This window comes from Nocardia sp. CC227C (assembly GCF_030767025.1).
GTDB lineage: Bacteria > Actinomycetota > Actinomycetes > Mycobacteriales > Mycobacteriaceae > Nocardia.
Window position 1 is genome coordinate 473,287 of sequence record NZ_JASITE010000002.1, and the last position, 16,991, is coordinate 490,277.

The 16,991-nt window shown below is 70.6% G+C and carries 14 protein-coding genes; 2 read left to right on the top strand and 12 right to left on the bottom strand.

Going from position 1 to position 16,991, the window contains the following annotated elements; all coding sequences use genetic code 11:
• Positions 1 to 191: 191 nt before the first annotated feature.
• The 4 genes from QMO76_RS05195 to QMO76_RS05210 form a co-directional block, all read right to left on the bottom strand.
• On the bottom strand, positions 192 to 953 hold the full coding sequence (locus tag QMO76_RS05195) for a hypothetical protein (protein WP_306360018.1): 762 nt from the start codon (positions 951 to 953) through the stop codon (positions 192 to 194).
• 331 nt (positions 954 to 1,284) lie between these two features.
• The gene (locus tag QMO76_RS05200; protein WP_306360019.1) at positions 1,285 to 2,178 is read right to left on the bottom strand and encodes an ROK family protein; all 894 of its coding nucleotides are present in this window, start codon (positions 2,176 to 2,178) and stop codon (positions 1,285 to 1,287) included.
• 43 nt (positions 2,179 to 2,221) lie between these two features.
• Positions 2,222 to 3,175, bottom strand: coding sequence for a hypothetical protein (locus QMO76_RS05205; RefSeq protein WP_306360020.1), 954 nt, complete (start codon positions 3,173 to 3,175; stop codon positions 2,222 to 2,224).
• Between the two features lie 13 nt (positions 3,176 to 3,188).
• Complete coding sequence (locus QMO76_RS05210) at positions 3,189 to 5,426, bottom strand: serine/threonine-protein kinase (RefSeq protein WP_306360021.1); 2,238 nt, start codon at positions 5,424 to 5,426, stop codon at positions 3,189 to 3,191.
• A gap of 138 nt (positions 5,427 to 5,564) precedes the next feature.
• On the opposite strand from QMO76_RS05210, the gene QMO76_RS05215 reads away from it, so the two are divergent.
• Positions 5,565 to 6,662, top strand: a complete 1,098-nt coding sequence (locus tag QMO76_RS05215; protein WP_306360022.1) for an SPFH domain-containing protein — start codon at positions 5,565 to 5,567, stop codon at positions 6,660 to 6,662.
• Between the two features lie 98 nt (positions 6,663 to 6,760).
• On the top strand, positions 6,761 to 7,531 hold the full coding sequence (locus QMO76_RS05220) for a MerR family transcriptional regulator (protein ID WP_306360023.1): 771 nt from the start codon (positions 6,761 to 6,763) through the stop codon (positions 7,529 to 7,531).
• Here QMO76_RS05220 and QMO76_RS05225 read toward each other — a convergent pair.
• From QMO76_RS05225 to QMO76_RS05260, 8 genes are read right to left on the bottom strand one after another with little or no spacing between them, the layout of a single operon-like run.
• Complete coding sequence (locus QMO76_RS05225) at positions 7,516 to 8,316, bottom strand: hypothetical protein (RefSeq protein ID WP_306360024.1); 801 nt, start codon at positions 8,314 to 8,316, stop codon at positions 7,516 to 7,518. The two genes, QMO76_RS05220 and QMO76_RS05225, sit on opposite strands and share 16 nt — an antisense overlap.
• A 6-nt stretch (positions 8,317 to 8,322) precedes the next feature.
• Positions 8,323 to 9,420 (bottom strand): discoidin domain-containing protein, encoded by a 1,098-nt coding sequence (locus QMO76_RS05230; protein WP_306360025.1) that lies wholly within the window; start codon positions 9,418 to 9,420, stop codon positions 8,323 to 8,325.
• A gap of 60 nt (positions 9,421 to 9,480) precedes the next feature.
• Complete coding sequence (locus QMO76_RS05235; protein ID WP_306360026.1) at positions 9,481 to 9,807, bottom strand: helix-turn-helix domain-containing protein; 327 nt, start codon at positions 9,805 to 9,807, stop codon at positions 9,481 to 9,483.
• Positions 9,808 to 9,817: 10 nt separating this feature from the next.
• Positions 9,818 to 11,644, bottom strand: a complete 1,827-nt coding sequence (eccE, locus tag QMO76_RS05240) for a type VII secretion protein EccE (RefSeq protein ID WP_306360027.1) — start codon at positions 11,642 to 11,644, stop codon at positions 9,818 to 9,820.
• Positions 11,641 to 13,023, bottom strand: a complete 1,383-nt coding sequence (mycP, locus tag QMO76_RS05245) for a type VII secretion-associated serine protease mycosin (protein WP_306360028.1) — start codon at positions 13,021 to 13,023, stop codon at positions 11,641 to 11,643. The genes eccE and mycP overlap by 4 nt, the downstream gene beginning before the upstream one ends.
• Complete coding sequence (eccD, locus tag QMO76_RS05250) at positions 13,023 to 14,531, bottom strand: type VII secretion integral membrane protein EccD (protein WP_306360029.1); 1,509 nt, start codon at positions 14,529 to 14,531, stop codon at positions 13,023 to 13,025. The genes mycP and eccD overlap by 1 nt, the downstream gene beginning before the upstream one ends.
• Complete coding sequence (locus QMO76_RS05255; RefSeq protein WP_306360030.1) at positions 14,528 to 16,111, bottom strand: MinD/ParA family protein; 1,584 nt, start codon at positions 16,109 to 16,111, stop codon at positions 14,528 to 14,530. The genes eccD and QMO76_RS05255 overlap by 4 nt, the downstream gene beginning before the upstream one ends.
• Before the next feature lie 45 nt (positions 16,112 to 16,156).
• A complete protein-coding gene (locus tag QMO76_RS05260; protein ID WP_306360031.1) occupies positions 16,157 to 16,987 on the bottom strand; it encodes an ESX secretion-associated protein EspG in 831 nt (276 codons plus the stop codon).
• Positions 16,988 to 16,991: the final 4 nt, after the last annotated feature.

Here is a 16,991-nt window from a genome sequence, read left to right on the forward strand (position 1 = left end):
GGCGCGCACACGATCATCAGCATGCTCAGCTCCTCGATCGACTCGTCGGCCTCATCGGCGCCACCATCCGGCCCGACTCCTCCGACCATTCAAGTCTCGTGCATCCCCGGAGCTGGGAAGAGCCGCGACGGCGCGAGCCGAGCCCACCGGACCGGCGCAACTCCTTTCGCGCCGAACTCTATTCGGCGTTCTCACTGCACCCGGTACCACTTGAACGGCTCGTTCGCGGTCGGGCCGTAGCGCCGGATCTGGTCGAAGAGCCAACCGGCCGGTTCTACGATCGCCTCGCGGTCACCGTCGTTGACATAGGCCATCGCGATGCCGACGAAAGCCGCGTGCCCGTCGGCGGTCTGGCGGTAGACGACACCACCCGAATCGCCGTGTTCGAACCAGAGGTCCCGGGTGGTGTAGATGACGCCGTCCTCGACCTTGGTGATGGTGCCGCAGTTCCAGCCGGTGGTGGCCCCGATCTTGCAGACCTGCTGGCCGCGGCGCGGGTCGACGTCGACGGAGCTGAGACCGAAGGCCCCCATGGACGCGGACACGCCGATGCCCTCGTACAGGCGAATCAGCCCGAACCCCAGGGTGAGTCCCCGGTCCGGCTGATACGACTCGTACCAGCCGATCGGATTGCCGTCGGCGTCGGTGACGACCCCCGGCCGCCGACAGTGCCCGGCCGTGACGGCGTAGCGCGCTTTCCCGACGAATCCGGTCAAACCGACGGTGCATTGGAAGCCGACGACCTTGCCGCCCTCCTCGGTCGTGGTCCGGATCGCCAATCCTGGGTGCACCACGACCACCGGATCGGTGGCCTGGGCGTGCGATGCGGGCAACAGCGTGCCCGCCGTGCCGCACACCGCCGCGGCCAGCGCCACCAGCAGGCGCCGGATGCGAGCCGGTGGGGGCCAACCCAGCGTTGTCGCTCGCGATTCGTGATTCCCGCGGCTGCGCAACGTCGTGTCCGTCCTTCCTCGAACATGCCGTCCTCGAGCCAGGTGCGGACTCGATTCCCGCTCGGCTCAGTGGAATTCTCCCCGATTCCCAGCGCCGGGAACCCTTCACGGCCGGGCGTCGAGGACGCCGACCGGGCATCGGTGCCAGCACTATTCAATTTTCTTGCCACTGTTTGAGTGCACGGTATTGATTGTGCCGACATATGCCGATAACATAGGTGTCGGGCGGCGGTTCCCCTCATCACCACCGGCCTCGCCAGCACAGCTGCCGTCCCCGCAGACCGCGGCAGCTGTGCTGGCACACAACAACATCGAGCGCCGTGGCCTGTCGCTACTGCTTCTCCGGCGGCAGCGCGAGCAATCCGGCACCGGTCAGCACCGCGGTATCGCCCAACTGTGAGGGCACCACCCGCAGACCGGACAGGAATCCGATCCGCGCATGCGCGCCGACCGCCGCACCCAGCGACTTCCAGAGCGCGGGACCGGCCGCCGCCGCCTCGCCGCCGACCACGACGCGATCGACGTCGAACAGTGACGCCACCGATGACACCGCCTGTCCGAGAACGGTTCCCATGCGCTCCACCGCGGCGGCGGCGATCGCGTCACCGGCTCCGGCCGCAGCGGTGAGCGCCGCGAAACCGTCTCCATGCCAGCCGCGCTTCTCGGCCCAACGCACGGCCGCGGACGTACTCGCGATGGCCTGCACGCACCCGCGGGCGCCGCAGTCGCAGAGATCGTCGTAACCGGACATCACCATATGGCCGATGTTCCCCGCGTTTCCGGTACGGCCGACCGCCACGAAACCGCCGACCACGATGCCGCCGCTGATCCGGGACGACACCGACACGACCAGCGCGTCCGGGACACCGCGCAGCAGGCCGTGGCGTTGCTCGGCCAGCGCGACGCAGACGCCGTCGAGCGCCATTCCCACGGCGGCCGAAGGGAATTGCTTGCGCGTGGCCTCGACCAGACCGAAGCCGACCTGCCACTCGGCGATATCCGGCGGCGCCGCCACTCCTGCGGCCATGTCGATGGGTCCGGTGGTGCCGATGCCCACGCTGGTGACATCGCCACCGGCGGCGACCTCGACCAGCAGGTCGCGGCAGCTGTTCCAGGGCGCGCGCGAGGTCACCGGGATCGCCCGGACATCCTGCACGCGCCCGTCCGGTGCCACCCGGCCGGCCGCGAACCTGGCCGGGCCGATCTCCAACGCCAGAACCGTCATTGCTTGTGCTCCCATCCAGCTGTTCGTCTGTTCGTCCTCGGTTTCATGCCCGCGCCGCCGAGAGCGCGGCCAGGGTGTCCAGGTCGCCGTTCAGCGTTTCGACGATCTCGTTGATCGCCAGCGCCGTCGCCCGGACCTCCTCCCGCAGCCCCTCGATGTGCCCGGCCGCCAGTTCCGCGTCGGTCGCGACCGCCATCAGTTCGGTGATGTCGAGTCCCACACCGACTGTGCGCTCGGCGATCTCGGCATTGGTCAGTTCCGCCTGGAGTTCGGCCAGATGCGCGCGGTAGGCCGTCAGCGCGCTCACCCGGGAGACCAGACCGGTCCACACCCGGGTGAGAGAGGCGTGCGTATTCTCGGCGGCCCGCCGCGCCGTCGTCGCGGCCGCGGAATCGCCGACGGGGTCGGCGAGCGGCCCGGACGCGCACTCCAGCCGCAGGGCGTGCTGGATGATCTCGTCGAGTTCGGCGTCCAGGTCCAGCCGCATTCGATGCGACAGCAGGTAGCCGCTCTGCCAGGCGGGTGAAGCGGCGATGCTGTCCCGCAGTTCCACGGCTCGCGCGATGAGGTCGGGAATCGGGAACGCCTCGGCCGAATCGGCCCGCAGCGCCCGATCATCGCTCGGATCGGGCACATACAGGCGTCTGGTCGCGGCGGCCACGTCGCGCCGGTCACGCGCGGTCAACGAGACGGTGGAACGCGCGCCCCGCCGCACCGCCGCACCGGCGGCGGCGACCACCGCGGCGAGCACGACGCCCCGCAACCACAGCGGTCCCGTGCCGGTCAGGAACAGCAGCATCAGCACACTCGAGCCGAGCACGCCGACGGCGCCCAGGACGACGGCGGCGTCGTTACCCCGGGCGATCCCTTGATGGACGGGCGGGTACCCGGCGGCCCGCCGCTCGCCGAGCCGCTGTCGCAGCCGCGCCGACAGCTGCCGCTCGTCGACATAGGTCAGCCAGGTTCCGTCGAAGGTGTAGTCGATCAGACGTGTCATCGGATCCCCAGCGCTACCACCAGGTGCGCGGCCGCACCTGATTGGCCAGGTCGACGAGGTGGTAGCGGTGCATCCGGTCGTCGCACTTGCGCGCGAGCAGCCGAAGGGACTCCGATACGCCGTGCCGCACGCCGTCCTCGGTGAACGGCACACCGAGCAGCGTCGTATCCGGGCGTTCCGGGCCGCGGCGGGTGGTCAGCCACATCAGCGCGGCATTCAGCACCAGCACGCGCATCTGCTGTGCGCGCGGTTCATCCGCGGGCAGCTCCCGCACCCGGGTCGCGGCGGCATGCAGGTCGGATTCCTCGAGCTCTGCCGCCGGGCGGGACACCAGCAGCACACAGCCGGTCATCCGCGCCACCGAATGCAGACTGGAGGTCCGTGCCACTTCGTCCAGGACCGCCACCGCGCCGAGCGGATCACGGTCGGCCGCCAGGCGGCGGGCCATCCCGAAGGCGGCGCTGACCGCACTGCGGTTGGTTCGCCAGACGATCGTGTAGTAGCGCAGTGCCACCTCGTGCCAGCGCCCGATGTCCTCGGCGGCGGGGTCGGATTCGGACCGCGCCATCCGGTCCTGCAACAGGAGTTCGGCGGTGGCGGCCAGGGCCAGGGTGGGCGTGAGTTCCCCGGGCACCCTGGTGTGCACCGTGTCGAATCGGGTGAACGCTTCGTCGAAGTCCTCCGCCAGCAGCGCCGCCACACCCCGGTACCAGGCGATACGCCAGTCCGCCCGACCGGCGGATTCGATCGGGTCCAGCCGCTGCCTGGCGGCGACCGGATCGCCCATGTCGAGATGCGCGCGCACCTCGGCCAGCGCGCCCTCCAGCTCGTACGACGCGGGGGTGTCGATCTTGCCGGCCTGCGACCACTCCGCGACCATCCGCAGCGTGTCGAGTACCTGCTGCGGATCACTGGGCAACGACCGCGACGACAGATTCACGCTCGGATCGTCGACATCGGTCAGCGGCACCGGCAGCGCCGCGACCACGCTGGACGCGTCCAGGGTCCCGTGCCGGTACACGCCGTCGGCGAGGCTGTCGGTCGGCGCGATCAGTGCCGTGGTGCCGAAACTGGTGCGCTGCGCGCTGAACAGCGTCGACGCCTGCGGGTACTCCTCACCGGTGTCGGTCGCGAGCACGGTGGCGAGTACGCCGGTCAGCTGCGTGTGCAGTGCCTGCATGGTCGGAAACCGCAGTGCCGGATCGGGATCGGTCGCCCGCAGCAGCAGCCGGTAGAAAGCCTCGTAGCGGCGCAGCACCGGCTGCTCGATCGGAGTGGGCAGATCATCGTTGCCGCCGCGCGCACGGCGGGCCGACGGGTCGAGCGTCAGCGCGGCCAGGGTGCGGCCGACCGTGTAGATGTCCGAGGCGACCGTGGGCCCGGTGCTGGTGAGCTCGGGAGCCTGGAAACCCGGTGTGCCGTACAGGTATCCGGCCGAATCCATGGCGGCCACCGCACCCAGGTCGATCAGCTTGACCCGGTCCCCGACCATGATGTTGCCGGGCTTGAGGTCGTTGTAGGCGAGGCCGGACGAGTGCAGATACTCCAGCGCCGGAACGATTTCCAGCACGAAGGCGATGGCCTCGGCGACCGAGAACCGGTGCGGGGCGGCGGTGTGCAGGATGTCGTCCAGCGACCGGCCGTCGGCGTACTCCATCACGATGTAGCCGCACGGCTGCCCGCCCGGGGGCTGATGCTGAACGAAGTTGTATATCTTGACGATATTGGGGTGCGACACCTCGGCCAGGAACTGGCGCTCGGCGACGGCGACCGCGTGGGCCTCGAAGTCGCCGTAGGTCATCAGCCCTTTCAGCACCACCCACCGATCGCTGACATTGCGGTCGATCGCGAGATACACCCAGCCCATGCCGCCGTGGGCGAGGCAGCCCTGCACCTCGTATTGATCCGCGACCAGATCTCCCTCCGCCAGTGCGGGCCGGAAATCGAATGGCGCGTCACAGATTTCGCATTCGCCGGACGCCGTGGCCGGCACTGCCGGGGTGGAACGGCCGACCGGCTCATCGCAACGCCAGCAGAACCGCTTCTCTTCTCGGACAACCGGTTCGGCGAGGACCGCGGTACGCGGATCGATGGGCTCGGCCGGCGGCAGCTCGACCCAGCCCCCGCCGAGTCGTCGGACGCTCGGCCGTGACCTCGGACCGCGTCCGGATCCGAGCCCCGCGTCGTCGAGCGCGGCGACCAACCCCGTGGTGGACAGCTCTGGTGCGGTATCGGTGCCGTGGTCGAGCATTCGGCCCCCTCCCGGTCTGCCTCGGCGGCGTGTGCTCGGCATTCTGCGCCGCCCGGTCACCGATGCGCCACGCGGCTCTTCCCCACCGTGGGAATAGACGCACCGGCCGGCACGGGTCGCGGCCCTATCCTCGACGACATGGCCTGGTTCGAGCGGGAATTCATCGCGGTTCCCGACAGCCGCAAGAACCAGCTTGTCTACAAATGGCCGGACGTCAACATCCGGCGTTTCTCCCGCGTGATCGTGAACTCCGGTGAGGTCGCGCTGTTCGTGCACACCGGACAGGTCGCGGGTCTCATGACCCCCGGCCGGCACCGGGTCGACGCCACCGAACTGCCGGGTCTCGGCGCCCTGCTGGACGCCGTCACCGGCGGCAACGCCTACCGCGCGGAGCTGTACTTCGTGGGAACCAGGGAGTTCCCGGGCAACAAGTTCGGCGGACGGCTCGACGACATCCTGGATCCCCGCACCGAGCAGATCGTCACCCTGCGCGTCTTCGGCGAGTACGCGCTGACGGTCCAGGACCCGGCGGCCCTGGTCACCGGGCTGATCGGGACCGTCGATCTGGCCGACCCCGATCAGGTCACCGCATGGTGCTCCGACCTGCTGCTGCGCTCGATGAAGATCGCGGTGACGTCCGGAGTCACCCGGGGCCGGTGGCCGGTGCTCGGCCTCTCCGCCCACATGCCCGAGATCGACGCCGAGGTGCTGGCGGTGACGAACCGGCAGCTGCGCAGGTACGGGCTGCTGATCACCCGCATGGGCAACTTCGACATCAACCTGGCGCCCGACGATGCCGACCGGCTCAAACGGCTGGCCAAGGACACCAGATACCTCGAACTCGTGGGGGACTTCGGGCAGTACGCGGCCGGCGAGCTGGCGATCGGCGCCGGTCAGGGTATGGCGCGCGGCGGTGACGCGGCCGTCGGCGGAGCATTCCTCGGCGCCGGGCTGGGCCTGGGCGCCGTCCACCCGCAACTCGCGGCGCGGCCACGCTACAGTGCTTCCGGGAACTACAGCGTTTCCGGGAACTACAGCGCTTCCGGGAACACGGAGGGCGGGCACACCGGCCCCGCGTGCCCACGGTGCCGGGCCGTGCACCCGACGTCGACGGCGTTCTGCACCAGCTGCGGTGAGCGTATGAGCACCGAGCGGTCGTGCACCGGCTGCGGGGCCGCGCTGCTGCCCGACGCCCGGTTCTGCGGTGCGTGCGGCACCCGATCGGCCGACTGTTGACCCAACCAGTCTGGATTTTGGTGTGACACTTTCTGACGTACCGCTGAATATCGTGTCGTTCTATTTTCAAGGAAATGTCACTGTGGTTTCCTTGAGGGATGGCAGTCGAGGCGAAGTACACGATCGACGAGTTGGCGCGGGAAGCCGGCACCACCGTCCGCAGCCTGCGCGTCTATCACGAGCGTGGCATTCTTCCCCCACCGATGGTGAAGGGCCGAACCGGCTACTACAGCCCCGAGCATCTGAGCCGGGTGCGTACCATCAGCCGCCTGCTCAACCGAGGGATCAAGCTGAGCGGGATCAAGGAACTGCTGAAGGCATGGGACCGCGGCGACGGGCTCTCCGACGTGCTCGGCGTCATCGACGAGACGACCGCCCGATCCGGCAAATTCCCCAATGAGACCATCTCGGCCGCCGAACTGCAGGAGCGATACCGCGATGTCCCCGACGGCCTCGCGCGGATCGTCGCCATCGGGCTCTACCAACCCGTCGACGCCATCACCTACCGGATCGCCAACCCTCGACTGATCACCATCGGCAGTCGGCTCACCGAGGCCGGGCTGCCGTTGAGCGAGGTCGTCGACGAGCTGGAGAACCTGTACGCCGACTGCGACCGCATCGCACGCCGGCACGTCGACCTCTTCCACCGGATGGGCTGGGCCCGTTTCCAGCAGTCCGAGCGCACGCCCGACGACCTGGCCAGGGTCACCGAGCAGCTGGCCGCGACCCGCGTGGTTCCGGGGCGCGCGACCGTGGCGCTGGTGAGCCAGCTGGTACTGCGCTATCTGGAGGACGACACCGCGGAATTGGCCGAACTCTACGACGATCCGGCGGATCTGACGGCGGCACTACGTCACGAAGAGTCCTGATCGAGCAGGCCCGACCGCTCCAGGAAGCTCCGGGCGCTCCGGTCCCCGTCGAAGGCCCCGGTCTCCAGGACGACGCCGGTCCCGGTGTCGGCGTAGTGCACGGTGGCCGAGGGACCCACCGCCGCGAACACGTCGCCGTCGGCGACGATCATCCGCGCACTCGCACGCCACCGCTCGACGGTGGCCGCCAGCGTATCGGGCGTCGGCGTGCGCACGTGGAAGGTCAGATCCCGGCCCGCGGACAAACCCCGCAACAGCGGGTCACCGGCCGCGAGCACGCACCGTTCGCCGGGCTCGGCGTGGTAGGGCCGGCAGGTCGCGGCACGCAGTGGTTCGGGCAGCCGGGCGGAGGAGGTGGTGGCGACCGGCGCGACCGGCGGCGAGAACCGGCCCGCGACGAACACGCCACACGCCAGCAGCACAGCCAACCCCGCGACAGCCATCAGCCAGTGCCGCGGTGAATACCGCTTCCGCTCGGTCAGGGTACGCAGCCCGGAGGCCACCCCGTGCTCCACGGCGCCCACCGTGCGGAAGGCGTCCGCGCCGTGGCGGAGTGCGGCTCCGCCGAAACGGGCCGCGGACTCCGCATCGTGGCCGATGCGGGCGACGGCGCCGCCCAGCGCCGGGTACCGGTGGTCCGGACTCGGCGGCGCCTCGCTCGGCCCCGGGTCCGCCGCCGGTCCGGACTTCGGAGCGGGTGCGGCCAGCGGCGCACCACAGTTCGCACAGCGCGCGAGGTCGCCGTCATTGCGATGCGAGCAGTAGCCGCACGTCACCGCGGGCATCCGAACCTACCCCTGCTTCTTTCCGGTGATCACGATCGAGGACACGGCGGTGTCGTTCAGCGATCGATCGCCGCTCGATTCGAGAATCGTCAGAACGACCTCCGATGCCCGCACCGGCGGGTCGATCTCGGTGGTCACGACGCCGCGCTGATCGAGGGTCTCCTGGGTGTAGGTGGTGAAGTTCTCGTTGTCGAACTGGTACGACACCCTGCTCGCCGTCCGGTGCCTGGCCCATTCGTCCACACCGTCGGCGCGGATGTGGTCCCAGCCGGGCACGATCGAGATGGATTCGACGAGATAGGTCCCGCCCAGGTCGATGGTCAGCACCTGACCGTCGACACGATAGGCCCGCACGCACGACCACGCCTTGCCCGCTTCACCCGAGAAGGCGTCCATGCCGTCGGTGCTGCCCGGCGGACAATGGCTGGTCGCCGACGCCACCTCGATCGGCTTCCCGCGGCTCACCTCCTCGGTCGGCTCGGCCGGCGCCGGCGCGGGCGTCGGCGCCGCCGAGGTCACGACCAGCGGTTGCCCCGACTGCTGCTCTCCGCCGGTGGTGATGAGCACGACCAGCAGCAGGACGGCCAGCACCGCACCGACGGACAGCAGCACCTTGGGTTTACGCAGCTGGGGCGCGATCCGCTGGGTCAACGCACCCAGCCGACCGCCGGCCGCCGGCCGCAGCAGGTCGTCGAACCGGTCCTTGCCGACCGGCTCCGCCGGCCGTTTCGGCGGTGCCGCGGTATCGCGGCGTTCCGGCGGCACCCGGACCGGATCGGGGAAATCCTGTGCTCTGGGTTCGATCGGCCCCGAGCCGTTCAACAGCGCGTTGATCTGCTCACTGGCCGAGGACCTCCGGGCCGAACGCGGGCGGACCGCAGCCGGGCTCCCCGCCCCGGTGGACCGGCGCGGTTCCGGAACGGTTTCCGCCTCCGACAGCTCGCGGTCCGCGGCATCCGGGGGCGGCGCGGCCGAGCCCGACGGAACCGCTTCGGGCACTTGCTGTTCCGGTGCCGGCTTCGACCCGGACGAGCCCGGCAACAGCGCGGCCAGGACCACGCTCCGATGGCGGAGGAAGACATCTCCCGGTTCCTCGTCGGGCATGCCGAGAATCGTATCGATCTCCCGGTCGCCGCCCGTTCCCAAACGTGAGAACGCCACCGGCTACGGATTGCTGTCGGTGATGAAATACTCTGGCGCGACATCGAATACGCGCGCCAGCGCGACGATCAGATCCAAGCGCGGGATGGCCTCGCCGTGGATGAGGCGGTAGAGGCCGGACTGCGATATCGGCACGTCCGGGTAGGCCAGCTCCAAGTGCTGTGCCAGTGAATACAACGTCAGCGACCGCACCGGACCGTCGTCCTCGGTGGACACGACCGATTCCGCGACGAGTTCGGCGAGCCGCTTCGAGAACACCGACGCCGCCAACTGTCGGGGCGTCAGTTCCTCACCGCCGCCACCATTTCGGGGTTCCGCCTCCGCTGACACGATATTCGACCTACTTTCCATCCGAGCTGGACGCGGAACGGGCGCCCGCTAGTTCGGGTACCGGACCCTGCCGGTCCGGGAACGAGGTACCGGCGGATTCGTCGACACCGGTCAGGAACCGGTCCTCGCCGATCGGCGCGATCAGGTCGATCCGCACGGTGTGCATCGGGATACCGACATCGATCGCGGCCTCGCCGGTCTGATCGATGGACAGGTCGGCGGACCGCTGCCGCGGTCCACCGGGTGCGTTGATGACGATCGTGGTGGGCGCTGCCGTGGTATCCGGCACGAGCTGGTCGAAGACCGCCACGGTCGCCGGGCCGACTCCGGGCTCCGCGCCGCCCCGCGCCCCGATCGGGCCGTGCGCACCGGACAGGCGCAACGACCGGGGATCTCCGACCGCGTCCACCAGATGCTGCCACTCCGCCGGGCGGCTCGAATGGATCTCGACATCGGCGCCGACGGCCACGGTACGGAGCACGATCTGCTGGGCGATCAGCAGCTCCGCGTGCACGTCGACGGTGCGCCGCCGCTGGTTGTACCGCACCGGATCGTACAGGGGCAGTGCGAGATTGTGTTCGGACCGGCCACTGATCGCACCGAGAATCTGCCCGCTGGGGCCGATGGGCATGCGCAGTCGCGCCGCCGCCTCCTCGAGCTCCGCCCCGACCCGCCACACCACCGGATCGACGCGGCGCGGGCGGCCGATACGGTGCAGCTGATCGCGGCCGCCGACCGGCAGCGATGCCAGTAGCGCGGCGCCCTGGCGACCCGTCAGCGGATGCAGGTACCCGGGGCGGCCCACCTCCGGCCCCGGGCCGACATAGCGGGCCAGGGCGCGCACCTCGACCTCGCGGTCTTCGGCGGCACCCGTGCCCGACCCGCCGGCCCGGCTGGTCAATGCCACCGTGAGGGTCGTCCGGCCGGTGTGCCACGTCCAGCAGGAATCCAGGGCATCGTCGATCCGCGCGAGATCGATCTCGTAGCTGGTGACGTGCCGGGTCGGCACCGGGCCGACCAGCATGCGCCAGCTCTCCCGCAGGTCGGTCAATTCGAATCCGGTGTGCAGCAACCGAGTCGCCGCCTGCATGTCCTCGGCGGGCAGCGGGTGCGCGGCGATCTCGATCTCGCGAAGCCGGGCCGCGACTCGATGTGCCGCGGAGGCAAGCGCTTTCGGCGCCGCGGCCGCCGCCGAACCACGCCGTGCCAGCGGCTCGAGGTTGCGTTCGACGTCCAGGCGCAGCACCAGCCAGGTCAGCCGGTCCCCGACCGCCGGGTCGGTGCCGATCAGCTGGTCGTACAGCATGCCGTAGCTTCCCACGGACCGGACCCGGCGGCCAGTAGTCACGATGTCGATATCGATCGTGATGCCGTACTGGTCGAGCATTTCGGCGAGCACCGGCACCGGCACGGTGTCCTCGGTATAGGTGGTGCCCGCGCCGATGATCGTCGGCAGATCCAGATTCGGGGCCAGTTGGATCATCGCGATCAGGGAGGTGTCCCCACGCCGGATGCCGCAGACCCCCGCGGCCACGCGCACGTCCACCACCGGCTTCGGTCGCACGAGTTCGTGCGAGCGGGCCGATCGACCGGCGCGGTAGCCGATCCAGTCGCGCAGCCACCGGTAGCCGGTGCGCTGCCCCACCGGCACCACGACGACGGTCGACCACAGCACCAGGACGAGCGCGGCGACCCACCACGGGTGGGTGCGGGACAGCACGACCACCAGGAGGACGGCGATGAACACCGCCCCGGCGACCGGTCCGGGTTCGGCGCCGAAGGGAAGTCGCGGGGCCGGGTTGCCGCTCGGACCGGCGCCGCGGAACGATACGGTCACCGCGACCTCGTCGACTGTGTTCCGGATCGCCGGATCCCGGCGAACCCGGGGCCGAAACTCGCCGCCAGACCCAGCAGGACGGCACCGGCGATGACCACTGTCGCGGTGATCGCCGGGCGCAGGTCTCGCGGTCGTTCGGGCGGTTCCACGGCCAGCGGCGCGGACTGGAACAGTCCTTCCGGTCTGCCGGGCGGTGACCGATAGCTGAGCGCCGCCAGCGGATCGATGAGCCCGGCGCCGACCACATTGTCCACACCGCGCGCCGGTGAGTGAGCGCTGGCCTGCAGGCGTGTCGCGATCTCGGCCGGCGTCTCGCCCGGGAACCGCGACCGCAGCAGCGCGGCGACACCGCTGACGTAGGCGGTGGCGAACGACGCACCGCCGATCTCGGACAGCGCGGCCGGATCCCCGACCCCGCTGACGACGCCGCCACCGGGACCGAGCGACACGATTCCGGTACCCGGTGCGGCCACCGAGACCCAGGGCCCGGCGAGCGAACTGTCCAGCGCGGCGCCGGCGGTGGTGGTGACGCCGACGGTGAGCACCTCGGGGGTGAACCATCCGGGTGTGGATATGGTCTGCACCCGTCGCCAGCCGCGCGGGTCCACCGGATCGGTGGGGTCGACCCCTGGATTCTGCTGATTGCATTTCGGGCCGCCGGTATCACCGGCGCTGGCGACGATCAGGGCGCCGCGCACCCGGACGGCGTAGCCGATGGCCGCCGAGAGCTCGGACTGATCGACCGCCTCCCGCACCGGCACGCAGATCGGCAGCGCCACGGTGATCACACCCGCACCCTGCCGGGCCGCGTGCACGATGGCACGGGCCAGCGCGCGGACCCGCACCGCCGCCTCCGCGGCCGGCCGGAAGTGCTGCGGATCCTCGGCGGTGAACGCCGCGGACCGGTACCGGATGGACAGAATCCGGGCCTCCGGGGCGACGCCGGTGAAACCGTCGGTAGGGTCGGCGGTGCCGGCGATGATGCCGGCCACCAGGGTGCCGTGCGCGTCGCAGTCGGACAGGCCCTCGCCGCCGTCGGCGACGTAGTCCCCGCCTCCGACGACGTCGCGCAGCCGGTGGCTCGGCTTCACCCCGGTATCGATCACGGCAACGGTGACGCCCGCGCCCCGGCTCAATTCCCGGGCTCGGGACAGGTTCAGGGCGGTGTCGGCCGGAGGCTGCCGCGCCGGATCGGTTCCGGGCAGGAGACCGGCGGCCACGCAGCCCTTGTCCTGTTTCATCGGGAACTCCGGCCTCGGCGGCTCCTCCGCCGGTGGCGGGCCGACGACGACCTGCGGCGGCTCGACGGCCGCCGCGGGCGCCGCACCAGTGAACAGAGCGGCCGCCACCAGCGCCACCGCGCATCCGGTCGTGCGCATCAGATCGCCCTCATCGCCGCGTAGATGCCCATGATCCAGAACGCCAGAATCGGCACGAGCAGCAACAGCAGGTATTCGAACAGATCGGTCACGCGCCTGGTGACCGGGGACAGCCGGACATTCGGCAGCCGAACCGCCGCGAGACACGCCAGCACCGCCGCCACCAGGACGATGGCCGCGACCAGCAGCCGGACGCCGACGGTGTCGTGCACGCCGACGAGCACGATGCCCAGCCCGATCACCGTCGCCGCCGATCCGGTCACCAGCGCGATGGCCTGCACGCGATCCGGATACCAGCGCGCCCGCATCGCCAGAATTCCCGCCACCGCCAGCGCGAGCACGATCTCACGGATCTTTCCGGGGTGCATCGCGGCCGTCAGCACCGTGGCGACGGACAACGACAGCGACAGCGCGACGACCAGCCCGCGCAGGCTCGTCACCGCCAGCCTGGCCCGGGATTCGAAGGTGGCCTCGATGCGCCGCCGCTGCGGGTCGTCCGGTTGGCTCTCGTTACCGGATTCGGCGTCGAAGATGTCGGTGAGCGTCGCCGGCGCCACCTCGTTGCCCGGGTCGGGCAGATCGGGCGGCCGGATCCGGGCGATCACCGCCGCCACCCGCGGCGCCGAGCCCAGCAGCATCACGATGACCAGCACCGCCCCGGCCGCCACCTGACTCGCGGACAGCTCCAGATAGGCCGCGGGCAACGCCGCGACGGCGCTGACGATGCCGAGTGCGGTCACCGAGACCAGCGTCGCGATCCCCACCCGGGTCACGCGCATCATGGTCGCCGCGGCGACGGCCGCGACCACGGCGCCGGCCGCCAGATTGGCCGCGGTGAACCGTCCGGTCTCGTCGTATTCCGTCGGCACCAGCATGGCGCCGCCCGCGAACAGCAGCACCAGCGCCGCCAGGGCCGATCCCAGGCAGGCGCGCGGTGCGGCAAACCGCTGGCCCGCGACGACCGCCGCGCCCCAGAACGCCGCGCCCAGCAGCAGAGCGGGCACCGCGCACCACAGAATCGATCCGCTCTGCAACCACGACCAGGTCAACATGCCCGCGATCGACGCCGCACCGGCCACCAGCACTCCGAAGCCGACCACCGCCGATGTTCCGGCGTCGTACTCGGCGAATTCGCGCTCGTTGATCAGGGCGAGCGCGTCGGTGATGTCCTCGACGATCGGCCGGAACACCTCCGCGGATTCGACCGGCGTCAGCACCAGCACGGCGCCGTCGGCGATGTCGTGGTCGGCGAGGCTGCGCCAGCGCGGAATCGGCAACTGCCCGGGCCGGGCCAGGCTCCACTGCCCGACCGGCGGGGTGAAGTCGACGTCGTCGTCCTCGACCGCCGCGGCCAGCACCTCGAGCAGATCGTCGATGAAGGTCTCCACCGCGAACTTGGTGGGTACCACGACATCCACCTGGTAGGTGGCGACCATGACCGCCACCCGTACCCGGGCCACTTCCGCCGAGGTCGCCGCGTCCGCGGGCGGCGAGGCGACGGCGGTCACCGTGTCGCCCCCCGGAATGTCGGAAACCCGTCGGACAGCGCCGCGGCCAGTTCCTCGAAGGCCAGCACGGTGTCGCTGCCCAGCAGCCGCAGATCGATCTCGCCGCCCTCGGCCAGATGCGCGTCGTAGGGCAGTGTGAACGTGGGCCGTTCCGCGGTCGCGAAGAGCTGCTCGATCGCGGCCACGTCGACGTTCGGCTTCACCGGGTGCTGGTGCACGATGGCTACGCTCGACCGGTGGACCAGACGCTCGAGGCCGTGCGAGCCGAGCCAGTTCAGTGTCGCCACCGCACCGGTCACCCCGCCCACCGTGGCCGGGGTGACCACCAGAACGGCATCGCTGCTGGCCAGCACGCTATTGGTCGCCGAGTCGAAAACACCGGTACCGCAGTCGACCAGGACCAGGTTGTAGTGCACGCGCAGGGTCTGCACGGCCGCGGCGTACTCCTCCCCGCTCAGCGGCCGGGTGGCGTCGGTCGCCCACGGCGACGCGACCACCACCAGATTGGCGTTGTTCGTGGTGGTGTACGCCTGCACCGCCGAGAACGCCCGCAGGTCCCGGGCCTGCGCCAGATCGCGCAGGGTGAGCCCGTACGGATGCCGGACGGTCCGGGTGCCGAGGTCGCTGAAGTCCGGGTTGGCGTCCACCGCGACCACCCGGTCGTAGCGGATGGAGGCGAAGGTCGATCCGAGGGTCGCCGCGGTCGTGGTCCGGCCGACGCCGCCCTTCACGCTGACCACCGCGATCTGGTAGGTGCCGGGTATCTGCCGCCGGATGCGGGTGCGCCGGTCCTCGGCGCGCTGCTCGGCCGGTGACAGTCCGAAACGGAAGCCCACCTTGTTGAGCGCGCCGCGCACGCCGGTCGATGCCCGCAGGGTGGCGCGATTGGTCGCGGTGATCTCCGCCAGCAGGTGTGAGGCGGCCTGCGAGGCCGAGATGACCTCTACGCGGCCCGCTGGCTCGGACCGCTGCCCGATCGGCTCCACACCCATGGTGACCTCGGGCTCGAGTCCACCGGCGGCCGACCACTTCGTCACGTCTCGTCCCGCCTGCTCGGCGGCGCCGGAAGCCTCCGACGCGGCCGTACCGGCCGTCGAGGCGGCGGACCCGCCACCGGACCCGACCGCGCCGTGGTCCGCGTCTCGCGATGCGCGGCCCTGCTGGTAGGCCCCGGTGGGCGGTGGCGCGGTGGACGCATGCACGGGGGACCCGGCGTATGCCGGTGTGGCGGCGCCGGTCGGATTCGGCGGTTGCGCCACGCCCTGCGCGGGGGCCCGCACGGTGGAGTGTTGCGGCGCCATCGCCTGTGCGGACGTGAGAGCCGCGGTACCGGCCGGGCTCTGCGGCTGTGAACTCGGCTGCTGCGGGTTCGGCTGCTGCGGACTCGACGGCGCGGCGGACACATCCGGGGCGATGGACGCGTCGGCACCGGACCGGGTGTCGCCCGGTCCCGTGGGAGCCGCCCGCTGTCCCGCGGCATCGGAACCGGTGGAATCGGGGAGCAGGTACGTGCCGTACCCGCCCAGCGGACGACCCGAGTCGGCCCCCCGCCCGTTGACAGTCGGTGGTCGATTCACCATGTGCCTCTTCCTCGCACGTTCATTCGTTCCCTCGCCGATGCCCGTTCAGACCCGGCTGGTGTCGAACCAGCTGCGGCCCGGCAGCATCTCGACCAGGGCGGCGACCCCCGCCGCGACGGTGGCGTCGTCACCCGGTGCGAAGGTCGCCCATTGCTGCCCGTCGTAACCGACTCCGGGTGTCGCGACGACCCGGCCGAACTCGGTGTCGAAAACGCTCATACAGACGCCGGTCTCGGTGGACCCGCCGTCGTGATGTTCGACGACCACCACCTCCGCCCGCCGCAGCACCTCTTCGAACACCCGGCTCAGCACACCCGCGGTATGCGGAACCGCGCCCAACTCCAGCAATCGCTGCTTCCACTCGCTCGCGCCGTCGGACGACTCACCGACGAATTCCTCCGGCTCGGCGGTCACCGGCTCGAATTCCAGTGCGGGGCACGACCCCAACGCCGCGAGCAACGCACCGGCCACCGCGCGCAGGTCGCGGGCTTCATTGAAGACCGGCTGGATCACCACGTGGTCGTCGTACCGCAACGCCAGCACATGGGTCTCGTCCCGGCGGACCAGCGACATGCGCAGCACACCCGCCGGAACCTCGTCGGCCCCGGTGTCGATGATCCGTGCGGCGAGTTCCACGTCCGGTCGGTACAGGCACTCCAGCCAGTGCGCGACCTGTGGGTGCACCCGGTCGCCCAGGAGCACGCCCGCCTCGGCGAGCTGCTCACGCACGACCGCGTGCACCCGGTCGCGATCCTCGACGCGGTAGATGTTGGGCATCAGCGCGAGCACCACGGGGTAGGAGTCGATGCCGACCAACTGCTGAAGCAGCAGGGCGGCATCGACATTCAGATCTACCGCTACCGGATCCGATTCCACTCCG